This window comes from Candidatus Paceibacterota bacterium, assembly GCA_030583765.1.
In the GTDB taxonomy this organism is placed as follows: domain Bacteria; phylum Patescibacteriota; class Minisyncoccia; order 2-02-FULL-40-12; family GWA2-44-9.
In genome coordinates, this window is record CP129474.1 from 549,292 (window position 1) to 564,950 (window position 15,659).

Here is a 15,659-nt window from a genome sequence, read left to right on the forward strand (position 1 = left end):
GCCGGTCGCACACGTTGTGCGGTCGGCGGGCTTTTATTTTCCGATCAAAATCTCTACCACGTCTCCATCCTGAATGATGTAATCTCGCCCTACTGTTTTTACGAGACCTTTAGCGCGCGCAGGGCCATAACCACCAACCTCAAGGAGTTGTTGCGCAGGGATGACTTCAGCGCGAATAAAAAGGCGTTCAAAGTCGGTGTGAATGGCGCGCGATGCAACGGGGATAGGGTCACCTTCATGTGCGGTCCACGCGCGGCTTTCCGTTTCTCCCGTTGTGAGAAAGGTGAGGAGCCCAAGGCGGCGATAGCCCAGGGTGATCAGTTCATCAAGGCCGCTCTGCTCTTTGCCCACAGAGGCGAGGAGCTCTTTTTTATCCTCTGCAGACATCGTAGAGAGCGCGAGCTCCATAGCGTTGCACATCACCACGAATGGTGCGCCGTGAAGCGATTCACGTAGATCGCTACTGGGTTGCCAGCCTTCAGTGAGCTGTTGTTCGGACACATTCAATACATATAAAAAGGGTTTTGCGGAAAGGAGGTTCAATTCGCGTGCCAGCGCCTTTTCGTCATCAGAAAGATCTGCGCCAGAAAGCACGGTCCCCGCATTATTGAGAGCGATGAGGTGTTCCAGTAAAGGAAGCTGTGCGGCGGCTTTTTTATCCGCCCGCCCTTCCTTTTGTGTTTTTTCAAGACGCTTAGCGAGCGTCTCCGCATCTGCCATAACAAGCTCTGTATTGATGATCGCAATGTCATCGATCGGGTCAATGCGGCTGTGCACATGCAGTACGTTGTCATCATGGAACGCGCGCACAACGTGCACAATGGCATCTACTTCACGAATATTCGCAAGAAATTTATTTCCCAACCCTTCGCCTTGGCTTGCGCCCTTCACGAGGCCGGCGATGTCGGTGAACTGCACCGTGGCATAGATAGAGCGTGCGGAGTGGGAGAGCTGGGTGAGCGCATCAACGCGAGGATCGGGGACTTCCACAACCCCTACGTTTGGTTCAATAGTGGTAAATGGGTAGTTTTGAATATCGACGTGCTTATTCGTCACCGCCTGAAACAGCGTTGATTTACCGACATTAGGAAGCCCTACAATTCCGAGTGAAAGCATTCGAGAATCCTAGCAAAAAAGCCCTTTGTGGGCCAGATGGCGCATATTGACTTTATCGCTTTAAACTGGTATAATTATAGAGTACAGTGTAGTACCTTTACATGCAGAACTGCCGCATTTCGCGGCCCATCCTCTAGGAGGGGATGGAAGAATCTCGGCTAACAGCCGAAGGAGAGAAGCAATGAAGTATGACGAGATGACGTGGGGCACGATGGAGGCCGTGGTCAACAAGCTTGGCGGCATGGATGGCGTTCAGCGCTTCCTGCGCGGCGCGCTCAAGGTCGTCGAGGCGGAGGCCAATGCCGCCTTCTCGACGTTCCAGAAGATCACGCTCAGCGTGTACGACAACGTCGCGACGCTTCGCAAGGCGATCGCGGACAGCGGCAACAACATCAGCGACTACGGGGAAGACCTGCTCGCCAAGATGTCGCTGGTGAAGGAGCCCGTCGAGCTCGAGCTGGTGTGCGTGTCGGTCAAGGATCTGGGCCTGAAGTCCGGAGCCACGATCAAGCAGATCTACGATCGCGCTCGCAAGCTTGGCTTGGACCTCTGCCCGGCCCAGGTCGGACCCGAGCTCCGCCTGGCCTACCAGGATCAGCCCATCGGCGAGTGGCTGCTGGTGGCGATGGAGCAGATCACGGATCGCAACGGTCACCCGAGCGTGTTCATCGTCGGGTGTGACGTCCACGGCGTCCGCTGGTTGGACGGCGATTACGCCTACCCGAGCAACACCTGGAGCGGCCTCAGCCGTTGGGTGTTCGTCCGTCGCGCGTAAGCCCTTAGCGCTTGGCAGCTTAGTTCTCTGAACTTGGAAGCTGAGCCCTGCGCCCGCACAGAAATGTGCGGGCTCTTTATTTTTATAATTTGGTGTCCGCTATTTTCTCCACGGCTCGCAGATCTTCTGGAGTGTTTACACTGCGCCATGATGGCATAGCCACCACGTGCACGGGGTTATGCGCGCTCCATACCAAGAGGGTGCGCGGGAGACTCAACTCACCAGAGGGAAGATGGTACGGTTCTTCTGAAAAAATACTTGGCTCTAACATATATGCTCCCGTTGCAATGCAGTGCGTGCCCTCCTGTGGTGTCGGGCCAAACGCGGTAAGGAGGCTGTGTGCGTCCTGTGCGATATTGAGGAACGGTGGCACTGGGCGTGGCGATTCCCATACACCTATAGCTCGAGTGTGTTGGGAGAGGGTGAGTATATCATGTGATGCAAACATGTCGTCAGACTGGAGGACAAGGAATGGTTGCGTAGACGTTGCGCATAGCGATTGCGCACTCCAGAGCGCCCCAGCCGTTCCGGGGAGTGCATCTTCTTGCATGATAAAACGGATTGGTGCGTGGGGGTGCTCCCGCATGACGTGCTCTCTGATTTGCTCGTGGCGATATTTTACTACAATACCAATCTGGTTAACGGCAGGTGGGAGTGCGCGCAGCAGATGATCCAAGAGCGTTGTGCCACGAACTGTAATGAGTGGCTTTGGTATGGTGTCGGTGAGCGGCGCAAGGCGTGTGCCGCGTCCAGCGGCGAGTATGATGGCGAGCATATTCGTAGTGTATAAAAAGTAAGGGGGCTTGTACAAAGCCCCCTCTCGAGCGCTAGAGCTCGTACGGCGGTGCGGCAGGCGGCTCGGCGGGGAAAACGCTCTGCGGGTACGGCCTTTGCGGCCGGATGTAGGGCTCCCAGATGAGCGTTCTCTGCGCGCGATAGACGTGTTCCCACACGCCTTCGAGTTCCGGTGCCGTGAACCAGCGCACATCGCTGATCTCGTCCGTGGGAAGCTGGGCATGCACCGGAGATGTTTCGGAGAACTGTTGACGGGGGAACTCCCACATGAGGACGATCCCCGGCGATTTGGCGAGCGTGAAGGCGTGTGGGCACCACATGGAGGGGGCGGTCAACCAGTATCCAGTCTCCTCCCTCAATTCGCGTGCCAGTGCATCCCAGAGCCGCTCTCCGATCATGGGCGCTCCGCCAGGGAGTGACCACTGTCGAGAAGGGTATCCCGGCACCTCGTAGTTGTGCTGAACGAGGAGGATTTTCGGCTCCTTCCCTGGTGTGCGGTTGACGATGTGGGCGAAGACGCCCACCTGCGTAATGTCTCGTTTATCTCTCACTCAAACCTCCTTGTGAGTTTCTGATAATACAATTACTTGCGCTAACTGTCAAAGCCCCATGGCGGTGCGCACTTTACGCATCGTTTCTTCTGCAATGACTCGGGCTTTTTCTTCGGATGCTTCCAATATAGCCGTTACCTGTGCGGGATCTGCGGTGAGTTCGGCGTGCTTTTGCTGAAATGGCGCAAGTGCCGTGATGATCGCCTCTGCGAGATCGTGTTTGAAATCCGCGTAGCCACTGGACGCATAGCGAGCTTCGAGCTCTGGGATCGGTGTGCCGCTCACAACACTGAAAATAGTGAGTAAGTTAGCGATGGCTGGCCGTTCGGTGGGTTGGTAGGTAATGCCGGTGCCTGAATCAGTGACGGCACGCTTTATCTTTGCGCGAATGGTGTCTGGTGCGTCAGTGAGGGCAATGCCATCGTCGCCCGTCTTTGACATCTTTTTCGTAGGATCTTGCAGAGACATGATGCGAGCGCCCTGCTCTTCTGCCATGTGCGCTTTTACGGTGGTAAATGTTTCGCCACCTGCCCGGCCAGGGAATAAATGGTTGAACTTACGTGCTATTTCATTGGTGACATCAATGTGCACGAGCTGATCTTCGCCCACTGGAACGAGGGTTGTGTTGTAAAGCAGAATGTCTGCCGCCATGAGTACGGGATAGGAAAGAATGGCGAGGTTGTTGCCATAGCTTCCTGCGCGAGGAGAAAGTGATGCTTCGATCTGCTCACCCTTCTCTCGGTAGTTGGGGAGGCGGTCTAGCCAACTGATGGGCGTAATGGAAGATAAGAGCCACATGAGCTCGGCATGCTGGGGAACGCGAGACTGGCGGATGATAAGCGCACGCGAAGGATCTACGCCCGCGGCAATGTAGTTAATGGCCGCATCGCGCACGCGCTCTGGCATGTCGGCTGGTTCGTAGGGCGTAGTGATGCCGTGAAGGTCTACGACGGCGTACACTGCTTGTTCTGCGTCGCGCTGAAGGGCAACCCACTGTTTGAGTGCGCCCACATAGTTGCCAAGATGGAGCTTGCCACTGGGGCGCATGCCAGAAAAAACTCGTTGCATAGTGCTTCAAGAATAGAGGAATTAAGGTCTTTTCGCAATACGGAGAATATTGACCGTTGTGATATTTATTGGTATAACTATGCACGAAGGAGGCGCACCATGAGATCTTGTTTGACATTGGCACACGAGCCGTACGAGCCCTTGCGCATCGCGCGCGACGAGCTCGTCGTCGTTTCGGAAACGGATCCGGGGAGCATCCCCGCGTTCGTGGATCGGTTTCGGGACGTTTCTGCTCCGATTCCGATCGAGTGCGTGGACCACCTTCGCAAGCTGGTGACAGCGATCATCCAGAAGATGGAGTTCGCGTCTGCGAACGGGTGGCCGTCACGTAGGCCGATGTACTTCCATGTCTGTCGCCTGAACGACCTGTCAGCGAAGGAGTGCGAGCTCTGGGAGGACGCCGCGCAGCTCATCTACAAGGAGTTGCACGCTTGCGGCTGGACGCAGGCCATCGTGGACGAGGTGGAGTGGCAGAACGTGGAGGACGAGGGGACGGAGCGTTACGAGCGCTCGCTCGTCATCAACCTGTTCATGTAGCAAACGCCCGAGGGGGTATCCCTCGGGCGTGCTTTCTTTTTATACTTCGATAATGACTGGCAAGACCATGGGCCGCCGTTCTGTTTTTTGGAACAAGAATCGTCCCACATCGTCACGAATATTATCTTTCAGGTACTGCAAGTTCATGGGGCGCTGACGCTCGGATTCGATGATGGTGCGCACCTTTTTACGTACTTGCGAGAGAAGTTCACGTTGTTCTTTGAGGTACACGAAGCCGCGGGAGATAATATCTGGGCTACGGTTGATTTGTCCGGTGCGAGCATCAATGAGCGTGATGATGACAAACATGCCATCTTCTGCGAGCACTTGGCGGTCGCGCAACACAACATTGCCGATGTCGCCGATACCCAAGCCGTCTACCATGACGTAGTGTGCGGGGTGAGTCTTTTTATCAAACCACCACTGATCTGGGGCGTAGTGCACAATTTGTCCATTATCCGCGATAATGACGTTGCCGTCGGGGATGCCGAGCGACTTACCTAATTCACCGAGGGTGACCATCATGGAGTATTGACCATGGTGTGGCATGAGGAACTTTGGTCGCACGAGCTGGATGATCTTTTTGAGATCTTCTTGTTTTGCGTGACCACCTGCATGGATGTCCATCATCTGGTTGTGGTACACCTTTACGCCAGCGCGGTAGAGCATGTCTTTGAGGTACTGAATGGCGCGCTCGTTACCCGGAATGACCGACGAGGAGAACACCACGCTATCATGAGGCTTCAGTTGAATGAAGCGGTGCTCTTGGTTCACGATGCGCATGAGCGATGCAGATTCTTGACCTTGTGCGCCAGTGGCGATCACCGTGATGAGCTCGCGAGGGTAGTCATCAATTTGTTCCATCGAGATTTGCGTGCCCTTTCCGATCTTGATATAGCCCATTTCTTTCGCAATATCGACGTTGGATTTCAAGCTGTAGCCGTCGAATGCTACTTTGCGGCCATAGTGTTCAGAGAGGGTGATGAGCTGCTGGATGCGATTGATCATCGAGGAGAACGTTCCTACAAGGATCATACCCTTTGCCTCCCTGAAGATAATGTCCATGTTCTCATAGATGGTGCTTTCCGAGACGGAGTGCCCCTCTTCTTCTGCATCTGTTGAGTCGCACATCATCATGAGGACGCCCTTGTCGCCGAAGCGCTGGAGCTTGTCATAGTCTGCAGGCTCGCCGTTCAATGGCGCTGGATCGAATTTGAAGTCTGCAGTGTGGATGACATTTCCTACTGGCGTCGTGATGAACAATCCCAAGTCGTCGGGAATGTTGTGGTTCATGTTGAAGAATTCAACTGTGAAATATTCCCCAACTTTTTCAACGTCGCCGTTCTTCATGACGTTGATGTTCAGCGGCGCGAGGTGTGGGAACTCAAGGTGCCGCTTCATAAGGATTTTTTCCGTCAGCTGTGCAGTATAAATTTCTGGGTTTCCGAGCTTTTCTTGGAGATAGGGCACTGCACCAATGTGATCCATGTGTCCGTGCGTAAGAATAAGCGCGCGGATATTTTCCTTTTTCGTTTCCAAATACGCCGTGTTAGGGATGATGAAGTCGATGCCCGGCATGTTTTCTTGCGGGAACATGATGCCTGCATCGATGACGATGATCTCATCCTTGTATTCCATGCAGTACATGTTTTTCCCAACCTCGCCCAAGCCTCCGAGCGCGTATACTTTCAACGTATTGTCGGCGTTTGGATCTGTGCCTTCGGGTGCGCCAACCTTGCCCGCATGAATCTGGGTGGGTGGAAGGCGTCGCTCGCTGGCGAGCTTTGGACGACGTGCACCGTAGCGTGCGCGGCTGCGACTCGCGGCGCGGCGCGGTTTGTCATATGAAGTTTCTGCAGGTTGGGCGCTGGTAGTTTCGCCTGATGTCGGCGCGCTTGGCGCATCCGTTCGTTGTTGTGGGCGATGCTGAAAGCCGCCACCAGAGCGGGGGCGATGGAAACGCCGTCGGCCAAATCCGCCGCGTCGTTGCTGTTGAGGCACGTCTCCTGATGCTGGTGCATCGGAAGAAGGTGCGCGTGTATCTGAATCGGTCACACAGAAAGAAGAGCGTAGGGCGCAACGTGCATGCAACAGCGTTGCCGTGCACGAGCGCACGCTCATTCATGAAATTCGTGTCGAGATAGAAGCGCAACTGCGCCTCATACAAATCTCTGGTGCCCTCGACAGGACTTGAACCTGTACGATCGTGAGATCACTAGCTCCTGAAGCTAGCGCGTCTGCCAATTCCGCCACGAGGGCAAAGAACGAGAGAAGAACGGTTTGACCAGTCTAGCTGATGTCCGCCGTTTCTGCCAATGGGATAACCCCAAAGCACAAGAGTACACGAATAGTACCTAGTATTATAGCAAAACTACGGGAAAAAGCAAGACTATTTCAAGCTGCGCGTTGTGTGAATATACCACTCACGAATGCCAGCGAATCGTTCAGCTGGGGTGCCGATAACGTTCAGTGAGGCTCCTAAAATGCGACTATCCATGGCATAGGTATACTTCGCATTGTATAGGAAGATAGCCGGCAAATCCTGCACTACAATTTGTTGGAAATCGTGATAGAGGCTCGCGCGCTCAAGAGGATTAAGCGTGGTGCGGGCTCGCTCCAAAATGGCGTCCGCAGTCTGGTTGTCATACAGAGCAATATTTGCTCCCGGTTCGCGCTTCTGTGAAGAGTGCCACACGGGGAATGGATCTGGATCGAGGCTCATCACTACGCCAAACAGGAGCATGTCATACGCTCGATCCTTTATAGCCTGCTGGAGCTGCACAAACGATAACGAAGAGACCGTGAGCTCAATACCAGCGTTGCGCCACTGTGTTGCGATGCGCTGTGCTACCTCAGAAAGCTCTGGTTGTGTGCTTGTGGTAAGAGTGAGCGCAAGGCGTGTGCCGCGCTTGGTAAATATACCGTCGTTGCCTTGAGCCCAGCCGTCAGCAACCAGCACTGCCTTTGCCTTTTCAGGATCAAATGTTGGGCTGGCGACGTCATCGGCGATTGAGAGCACGCTTTCTACGAACGGTCGATCTACAGGAGATCCCTTGCCATGGAGCACGTCACGGATGAGCGCATCGCGATCGGTTGCGTGCGAGAGAGCAAGTCGCACATTTCTGTCCGCGATGAGCGCGTTGCGGCTCTGGTTGAAGAATACGGCGAAGTAGCGAGGGATGTTGGCATCCGTATATGCTATACGGCGAGGTGTGCCAATCTCTTTTTGAGCTTTTGGAGAAATGCCCGCGATGCTATCGATGTGGCGTCGCTTGAAGGCATCGATGAGCGCATCCTCACTTTGGAAAAATTTCAGCGTGATACGATCTATAAAAGGACGGCCTGCATGAAAATCTTCAAAGGCGCGAACGGTATACGAAGTGATGCGTCCCACGCTATCTTTTTCAAGCTTCTCAAAGCGATACGGCCCAGCGCCAACGGGACGCGTATTGAGATCGTGTAATGCAAATGAAGCGGGGCGTATATCCTGCCATATGTGCTTTGGCAAAATACCAACGGTCAGCGTATTAGGGAACTGCGCGTATGCAGTCTTAAGTTTAAACATCACCGCAAATTCATTCACCTTCTCTACGGTGACGCCTTGCCATGCGATGCGGAGCGGGCTTCCAAAATCAGGATTTTGGATGGTTTCAATGGTAAAAATGACGTCATCTGCGGTAACGGGCTTGCCGTCATGCCAGAGAGTATCTTCTTTCAAGTACACGGTATAACTCAAGCCATCGCTGGAAATTTCCGGGAATGTTTTTGCGAGGTCAGGGACGAGGTTGCCTTGGGCGTCGTAGGACAGTAGCCCAGCGAACAAGAGCGTTTCTAAATCGCGATCTACCTCATTCGCATATGAGAGCACGGGGTTGATGAATCGCGGGTCCCCAAGCACTCCTTCAGTAAAGGAGCCGCCCGTGTCTGGGGTAACGATGGTTGCAGAGCGCCACAGCGCGACGGGAATGAGGGCAATGCTCGCGATCGCTATGAGTGCCAGAGCGGCGATGCCATAGCGCTCACGAAAGGAGAGCACCTTGGGGAGGAGGCGCATTCTTTGTCGCCAGAATAAACGAGCCGTTACCGGATCCTCCTCGCGTTCCGCGGGAGCCCCAGGAGCAGGCGACGCAGAAAAGAAATCGTCGAGCTGGTGTTCGTTATGTGGCATGCGAAAAGCAAAACGCGCTTAGCTGAGCGCGATGCGTGCAACCGAAATACCTACAAAGAGTACTGCAAGTACGATGGTGGCGATGTAGATTGAACGTTCCGCACCGCGCTTGGTGGCATATTCCATAGCCCCCGCTCCCATAACTGATGAGAGTCCGCCTCCACGCTGTTGCATAAGAATGCCTACGACGAGGAGTACAGAAACTGCGATGTGTGCGTAAGAGAGAATGGTTTCCATAAAGAAAGATTATTAGACGGTTCGATCCATGCGGGCAAGTGCCAGATTAACGAGCGAGACCACGAGGGTCGCGCCGATGAGCGACCAGGCTCCTGCGCTTTCGATAGCGGCAAATTTCCAGTCAACAATACCAAGCAAAAGGGCGTTGATGACGATGCTGAAGAGCCCAAATGTGACAATGATGAGCGGGAATGAAATGAACGTCATGATCGGCTTGATAGTTCCGTGTAACACGGCAAGTACTGCGCCTGCGAGGAGGTAAACCTGCGCGCTTGCTACTATAGAAAAGCCCGGAATAAAGAGGGCTGCCACATAGAGGCCAAGCGCATTTGCTATAACTCGCGCCGCAAAGCGAATGATCATAAGCAGTGGCTATCCTAGCATATACCACAGCGTGCTTCAACCACGCTGACCTTTAAGATGGAGACTGCGATAGTACTGGATAGCAAAGCGGTGGGCTTCAGCATCAATGCGGCTTACGAGCGTTTGCACGCTACGTGGGAGTGTCGGGAGAGGGAGGACGCCCCGTGACGTAGTGAGGTGGCTCCCTATGTGCCGTTCATCTTTTGTAAAAGCGATGACGGGGATGGTAAGCCCGTGTTGTTCGAGTACGGCTCGTACCGCGTTGTATTGAGCTTTCCCGCCGTCGACAATAATGCAATCGGGGAGTTCCCATACGCTCGTGCCACGTGCGACTCCAGGGCGATGTGCGAGGCGTCGGGAGAGTACTTCGGTGAGCATCGCGGTGTCATCCGGTTTGCCGCTCGCGTGGATGCGAAACTTACGATAAGCCCCCTTGTGCGGAGAGCCCTCTTGAAATACAACCATAGACCCCGTTGCATATAACCCTTGCATGTGGGCGATGTCATATCCTTCAATGCGGAGCGGCGCGTGCGGGAGCTTCAGTGTTTGTTGGAGTTCTGCTACCGCTTCACTATGGACGATTGGTTGTAGGCGTGCGTTGATGTGCGCGTTGGTGAAGACGCGAGCCATGTGGTCAATTGTCTTTTGGAGCGTGAGCGCTTCCTCGAGCGCGCCACGCTGCGCCGCTTGTTTCATAGTGCGTGTGAGCGAAGATAATACGGACGCGCGCTTTCCGCTCAGGATGCCTATAATCGCTTGAATGTTGCGACGGTATGGTTTTGTATCAACTCCATCTGTTTCTTTTAAGCAGCATACGCCGAGACATTTTCCGATGTGTGCATTGAGGCACCGGACATAGTGCTTTTGGGTGCATGTGCAGTAGGGGAACAGAGTGCGCAGAGTGCGCAGAGTGCTTTTGAGTGCCCCTGAATCGGTGAACGGTCCGAGTGCACCTGCGCTCGTTGGTTGATGAGTGACAATAATGCGAGGGAACGCTTCTTCAGTAGTTTCTACAAAAAGGTACTGCTTGTCATCGCGCATGACGATGTTGTAGTGCGGTTTGAGTTTTTTGATAAGGCGCGCCTCTTCAATGAGCGCTTCAATGGGAGACTCGAGCACTTCCCACGTGAGTTTCGTGGCTTGGGCAACCATGTGTGCAATGCGAGGATCGCCTGCGCGACCATATGCGGAGAGGCGGGATCGCAATTGAGAGGCTTTTCCTATATAGAGCGGTTTTGTGCCGCGCGAAAAGCGATACACGCCGGGAGATCGTGGGGCGGTGCGGATGATTTGGGTGAGCTGGACAGGGGTCATAGGAAGGTGCTTATTATACCGTCTTTTTGGAGAAAATCAATCAGCGCGATATGGCGGAAATGAGCGAGTGCGGTATGCTGGTGGCATGGCATTTTCGCTCCTCGAAGAAGACATCATCCGTACCGTTGCGTATGGGCAAAGCGTTGGATTCCCACTCACGAACATTGGGATTGTGGAGAGAATGCCGCATGGGGTACCTATGGGTGACGTCATGGTAAGTCTCGAGTGTCTCGTAAGTGTTGGGGCGCTGGTGCGTACTAACGGGCGCTATGGTATCGGCAACGATGCGCGCGCGTGTATTGAGGCATACGCAAACCGTGCTGCGCTTACGCGCGTGAAATGGTTGCGAGCGCTTCGTACGGTACGCGTGCTCACGTGGGTGCCATGGGTGCGCGCAGTATGGGTGAGCGGTTCGCTTGCGTATGATGCAAGCGATGTCGATGGCGATACTGATGTGGTATGTCTCGTTGCGCCCGGTCACATATTCTCTGCGCGCCTGTTCGCGCTCGCACTCTCTTCATTATTTGGCGTGCGCCGCGCCGCGCACGAAGCGCACGCACCTGATAAGCTATGCATGAACCACTGGATAGCAGATGATGGGCGACAGCTTGCCCACCGCAGTGTCTATACCGCATGGGTCTATGCGCATATGGTTCCCGTATACGGCATGGCGGCGGCGCGAGCGTGGCGAGAGTGTCAGACTTGGATACAAGATTATACAAGGTATCGAGCCGAGCCCTCATCTTTGCGAGCTCTACGCCCCAGCTCACCTATTATTTTCGGGAAGATGCTGTGCGAGCGCCTCCTTTCTTTTATTGAACCATTCGCAAAACGTGTACAGCTCGGGCGCATTCAGCGAGGCGTTGCGGTTGTGGGGCGGGGGAGAATCCAGGCGAACAACCATGCGCTTGAGTTCCACCCACGCTCACAAGAGCCACTCGTACTTTCTACATATACAGCATTATGCGCATCGGTTGGTGTGATGGCGGCAGCTCAGGATTCGGGGCTTGGGAAGGGGGCGTGTGATGTTCTTGACATGCCCGCGGCTTCTGCCTAGAATGCTCTCGTTAGCACTCTCGTAGTGCAACTGCTAATTCGGCGGCTGGCGGCATCGTGCGGGGATATCCGCGCACCGTACCGCCCGCCGTCGTTTCTGCGGCAATGCTAAAACCATTATCTGATCATGTTGTGATTGAGCCGCTTAAAGAAGAAATAAAGAAGGGCGGCATCATTCTGCCGGACACACTGAAAAAGGAGCGCCCCGAGCGCGGCAAGGTGGTTGCCGTGGGGCCGGGCAAGATGACTGAATCAGGGACGCGTCTTCCCATGGATGTAAAGAAAGGTGATATCGTGATTTTCACGAAATATGGTCCCAACGAAATGAAGGTCGACGAAAAAGAGTATCTTATCGCTCGCGCAGACGACATTCTCGCGATCGTGGAGAGTAAGTAATTTAGAATCATATGGCAAAACAACTTGAATTTGGAGAAAAGGCACGACGTTCCCTCAAGCGCGGCGTTGATGCGCTCGCGGAGGCGGTGAAGGTGACGCTTGGCCCTAAGGGGCGCAATGTTGTACTCGATCGTTCGTTTGGCTCACCAGTGATCACCAACGATGGCGTTACGATTGCAAAAGAAATTTCGCTGCCAAATAAATACGAAGATATTGGCGCGAAGATTGTAAAAGAAGTTGCTTCGAAAACAAATGATGTCGCTGGTGACGGCACAACTACGGCGACCATTTTAGCGCAGGCGATGATTACCGAGGGGCTCAAGAATATCGCTGCGGGCGCGAATCCGCTGGCGATTCGTCGCGGCATTGAAACCGCAACGAGCGCGGTGGTTACGTATTTTAAAGATAAGCTCGCGAAGAAGGTAACGTCGCAAGAGGAGATTGCGCAGGTAGCCACCATTTCCGCAAAAGATCCAGATATTGGTGAGAAAATCGCGGAAATTGTACAGAAGCTCGGTAAGGGTGCGGTGATTACCGTGGAGCAATCACAAACGTTTGGCCTGACTGCGGACGTGGTTGAGGGTATGCAATTTGATCGCGGCTACATTGCACCCTACATGATTACCAACCCAGAGCGCATGGAAGCAACCTACACCGATGCTCTGGTGCTTATTACTGATCGCAAGATCTCTGCGATCCAAGACCTCTTGCCGCTTTTGGAAAAAATTACCCATGCAGGCAAGCGAGAGCTCGTGATTATCGCCGAAGATGTAGATGGTGATGCGCTCACTACATTAGTGGTGAACAAGCTACGCGGCACATTCCACACGCTCGCCGTTAAGGCTCCCGGTTTTGGAGATCGCAAGAAAGAGATTTTGGAAGATATCGCCATTTTGACCGGCGGACAGGTTATCTCTGAAGAGCGTGGCTTGAAGCTTGAACAGGCAGATCTTGGTATGTTGGGGAAGGCTGCTCGCATTGTGGCCACAAAAGAGAACACCACCATCGTGGGTGGCAAGGGTAAGAAGAGCGCCGTGCAAGAGCGTATCGCGCAAATTGAAGCGCAGCTGGAGCAATCAAAGTCCTCGTTCGATAAAGAGAAGCTACAGGAGCGCATAAGCAAGCTCTCGGGCGGTGTCGCAGTACTTCGCGTGGGTGCTGCAACGGAAGTCGAACAGAAAGAGAAACAGCATCGCACGGAAGATGCTGTGCAGGCTACAAAAGCTGCTATGGAAGAGGGTATTGTTCCGGGTGGCGGCGTCGCACTGGTGCGTGCTATCAAGGTACTTGATGGCCTCAAAGCTTCCGATGATGAGCGCACTGGAATTGAAATCGTGAAGCGCGCGCTGGAAGAGCCGCTCAAGCAGATTGCCCGCAATGCAGGTGCAAAGGGAGAAGTTGTGCTCGAGCGTGTCATGAGCGGCAAAGATAGTTTTGGCTACAATGCCGAGTCTGATGCGTATGGAGATATGTTCGAGTGGGGCATCATTGATCCCGCGAAGGTGACGCGCTCTGCGCTTCAGAATGCTGCATCTGCGGCGGCGATGTTCCTCACTACCGAGGCAGTCATTACCGACATTCCTGAAAAAGCTGATGCGAAGACTCCTGCCATGCCAAACATGGATGAAATGGAGTACTAAGCTGCACGATACATGTACACACAGCGGGCCATACGGCCCGCTGTGTGTTTACTTGCGTTGTGGCGTGCGGTTGCTATACTTTGAGCGCATAACGCGCTTGGTGACAGAGCGTATATATTCATGATGTGGCTTATTATTATCCTTGCGGTTGTCGCGCTGTGGTTTGCGCTTTCGTATAACGGGTTTGTGACGCTTCGTAACCGTGTGAAAGAGGCGTGGTCAGATATCGATGTGCAGCTCAAGCGTCGCTACGACCTCATTCCTAATCTCGTAGAGACGGTGAAGGGTTACGCGGCGCACGAGCAGGAGACATTCAATCGCGTCATTCAGGCTCGCTCGCAAGCGATGCAAGCGCAGAGCGTTGCGGAACATGGTGCCGCAGAGAACCAGCTCACGGGCGCCCTGAAGTCATTGTTTGCGCTTTCTGAAGCATATCCGCAACTACGCGCGGTTGAGTCGTTTACCAAGCTGCAAGACGAGCTCACTGATACCGAGGATAAAATCCAAGCCGCTCGCCGCTTCTATAACTCAACGGTCATGTCGCTAAATACGAAGGTTGAACAATTCCCTTCAAATATTATTGCGAACCTCTTTAGCTTCAAGAAAGAAGAGTTCTTCGAGATCGAGGACGCAGCACAGCGCGAAACCGTGAAGGTGCAGTTCTAACATTGTTTCCTCTGCCATATGACGCAGACACTCTACGAGCATCGTGATGCAAATATTCGCACGACATGGGCGCTCATGACCGGCTTTCTTGTGTTTGTTATTGGAATCGGCTTTTTGTTTAGCCAGGCGTTCCAAGCACCCGAAATTCTCTACATCGCCGTGCTCTTTAGCATGGTGAGCAACATCGTTGCGTTCTGGTTTTCAGATCGTATCGCACTGAGCATGTCAGGGGCTCGCCCAGTTTCGCGCGAAGAAAATGTGCGCTTGCACCGTATGGTGGAGAACATTGCCATCACGGCTGGGTTGCCGATGCCGCGGCTCTACATTATCCCTGGAGCGCAGATCAACGCTTTTGCTACGGGGCGAAACCCACAAAAGGCTGCAGTCGCGGTGACGCGAGGTGCGTTGGAAAAGCTTGACGATAACGAACTTGAAGGGGTCCTTGCGCACGAACTCTCTCACATTGGGAATCGAGACATGCTTGTGGGGACGGTTGCCGTGGTGCTCGCGGGAGTCATTTCGATCCTCGCGGACATTGGCCTTCGCGCAGGACTCCACGGCCGTTCTTCTGATAGCAATAGCAAACAAGGTGGTGCGGCGCTCCTCATCATTGCGCTCATTGCTGCCATTCTTGCGCCGATTGCCGCAACACTCATCCGCTTAGCTGTTTCACGCAAGCGAGAGTATCTCGCTGATGCATCGGGCGCGCTTCTTACGCGCTACCCGGAAGGACTTGCAAGCGCATTAGAAAAAATTGGCGCTGACAGTGCGCCAATGCCGAACGCCCATAACGCAACGGCACATCTTTTTCTCGCAAACCCATTTAAAGGCAAGGATGCGCTTTCGTGGTTTACAAAACTCTTTATGACACATCCTCCTGTCGCTGACCGCGTTCGCGCACTGAGAGGAATGGAGCAGGGCCGCGATGCTCCTTGAAGATTGGCATTTTCACTGGTAGAATCCGCGTAGCTCTTGTG

The 15,659-nt window shown here is 53.9% G+C and carries 16 protein-coding genes and 1 tRNA gene; 7 read left to right on the forward strand and 10 right to left on the reverse strand.

The window, feature by feature from the left end:
* Positions 1 to 33 precede the first annotated feature (33 nt).
* Positions 34 to 1,116, reverse strand: coding sequence for a redox-regulated ATPase YchF (gene ychF, locus QY311_02990; protein WKZ27071.1), 1,083 nt, complete (start codon positions 1,114 to 1,116; stop codon positions 34 to 36).
* Between the two features lie 181 nt (positions 1,117 to 1,297).
* On the opposite strand from ychF, the gene QY311_02995 reads away from it, so the two are divergent.
* The gene (locus QY311_02995; GenBank protein ID WKZ27072.1) at positions 1,298 to 1,891 is read left to right on the forward strand and encodes a hypothetical protein; all 594 of its coding nucleotides are present in this window, start codon (positions 1,298 to 1,300) and stop codon (positions 1,889 to 1,891) included.
* 82 nt (positions 1,892 to 1,973) lie between these two features.
* On the opposite strand, the gene QY311_03000 is transcribed toward QY311_02995, so the two are convergent.
* From QY311_03000 to trpS, 3 genes are read right to left on the reverse strand one after another with little or no spacing between them, the layout of a single operon-like run.
* Positions 1,974 to 2,666 (reverse strand): nucleotidyltransferase family protein, encoded by a 693-nt coding sequence (locus tag QY311_03000; GenBank protein ID WKZ27073.1) that lies wholly within the window; start codon positions 2,664 to 2,666, stop codon positions 1,974 to 1,976.
* 52 nt (positions 2,667 to 2,718) lie between these two features.
* Positions 2,719 to 3,237: an NUDIX hydrolase gene (locus QY311_03005; GenBank protein WKZ27074.1), complete on the reverse strand. Its 519-nt coding sequence runs from the start codon at positions 3,235 to 3,237 to the stop codon at positions 2,719 to 2,721.
* A gap of 48 nt (positions 3,238 to 3,285) precedes the next feature.
* Positions 3,286 to 4,305 (reverse strand): tryptophan--tRNA ligase, encoded by a 1,020-nt coding sequence (gene trpS / locus QY311_03010; GenBank protein WKZ27075.1) that lies wholly within the window; start codon positions 4,303 to 4,305, stop codon positions 3,286 to 3,288.
* A gap of 111 nt (positions 4,306 to 4,416) precedes the next feature.
* Between trpS and QY311_03015 the strand changes: the two genes are divergently transcribed.
* On the forward strand, positions 4,417 to 4,842 hold the full coding sequence (locus tag QY311_03015; GenBank protein WKZ27076.1) for a hypothetical protein: 426 nt from the start codon (positions 4,417 to 4,419) through the stop codon (positions 4,840 to 4,842).
* 39 nt (positions 4,843 to 4,881) lie between these two features.
* Here QY311_03015 and QY311_03020 read toward each other — a convergent pair whose 3' ends face one another.
* The 6 genes from QY311_03020 to QY311_03045 form a co-directional block, all read right to left on the reverse strand.
* Positions 4,882 to 6,897: a ribonuclease J gene (locus QY311_03020; GenBank protein WKZ27077.1), complete on the reverse strand. Its 2,016-nt coding sequence runs from the start codon at positions 6,895 to 6,897 to the stop codon at positions 4,882 to 4,884.
* A gap of 117 nt (positions 6,898 to 7,014) precedes the next feature.
* Positions 7,015 to 7,101 (reverse strand) — tRNA-Leu (locus QY311_03025).
* Positions 7,102 to 7,231: 130 nt separating this feature from the next.
* Positions 7,232 to 9,010 carry an ABC transporter substrate-binding protein gene (locus QY311_03030; protein WKZ27078.1) on the reverse strand — a complete coding sequence of 593 codons (1,779 nt, stop codon included), beginning with the start codon at positions 9,008 to 9,010 and terminating at the stop codon, positions 7,232 to 7,234.
* Between the two features lie 18 nt (positions 9,011 to 9,028).
* Complete coding sequence (secG, locus tag QY311_03035; GenBank protein ID WKZ27079.1) at positions 9,029 to 9,247, reverse strand: preprotein translocase subunit SecG; 219 nt, start codon at positions 9,245 to 9,247, stop codon at positions 9,029 to 9,031.
* Between the two features lie 12 nt (positions 9,248 to 9,259).
* Positions 9,260 to 9,610 (reverse strand): phage holin family protein, encoded by a 351-nt coding sequence (locus tag QY311_03040; GenBank protein WKZ27080.1) that lies wholly within the window; start codon positions 9,608 to 9,610, stop codon positions 9,260 to 9,262.
* Positions 9,611 to 9,646: 36 nt separating this feature from the next.
* The gene (locus tag QY311_03045) at positions 9,647 to 10,924 is read right to left on the reverse strand and encodes a hypothetical protein (protein WKZ27081.1); all 1,278 of its coding nucleotides are present in this window, start codon (positions 10,922 to 10,924) and stop codon (positions 9,647 to 9,649) included.
* 85 nt (positions 10,925 to 11,009) lie between these two features.
* Between QY311_03045 and QY311_03050 the strand changes: the two genes are divergently transcribed.
* The 5 genes from QY311_03050 to QY311_03070 all read left to right on the forward strand — a co-directional run bounded on the left by QY311_03050 (position 11,010) and on the right by QY311_03070 (position 15,618).
* Positions 11,010 to 11,981 (forward strand): hypothetical protein, encoded by a 972-nt coding sequence (locus QY311_03050; protein WKZ27082.1) that lies wholly within the window; start codon positions 11,010 to 11,012, stop codon positions 11,979 to 11,981.
* Positions 11,982 to 12,085: 104 nt separating this feature from the next.
* Positions 12,086 to 12,376 carry a co-chaperone GroES gene (locus tag QY311_03055; GenBank protein WKZ27083.1) on the forward strand — a complete coding sequence of 97 codons (291 nt, stop codon included), beginning with the start codon at positions 12,086 to 12,088 and terminating at the stop codon, positions 12,374 to 12,376.
* 11 nt (positions 12,377 to 12,387) lie between these two features.
* The gene (groL, locus tag QY311_03060; protein WKZ27084.1) at positions 12,388 to 14,016 is read left to right on the forward strand and encodes a chaperonin GroEL; all 1,629 of its coding nucleotides are present in this window, start codon (positions 12,388 to 12,390) and stop codon (positions 14,014 to 14,016) included.
* Positions 14,017 to 14,136: 120 nt separating this feature from the next.
* The gene (locus tag QY311_03065) at positions 14,137 to 14,682 is read left to right on the forward strand and encodes a LemA family protein (GenBank protein ID WKZ27085.1); all 546 of its coding nucleotides are present in this window, start codon (positions 14,137 to 14,139) and stop codon (positions 14,680 to 14,682) included.
* A gap of 18 nt (positions 14,683 to 14,700) precedes the next feature.
* A complete protein-coding gene (locus QY311_03070) occupies positions 14,701 to 15,618 on the forward strand; it encodes a M48 family metallopeptidase (GenBank protein ID WKZ27086.1) in 918 nt (305 codons plus the stop codon).
* Positions 15,619 to 15,659 lie beyond the last annotated feature (41 nt).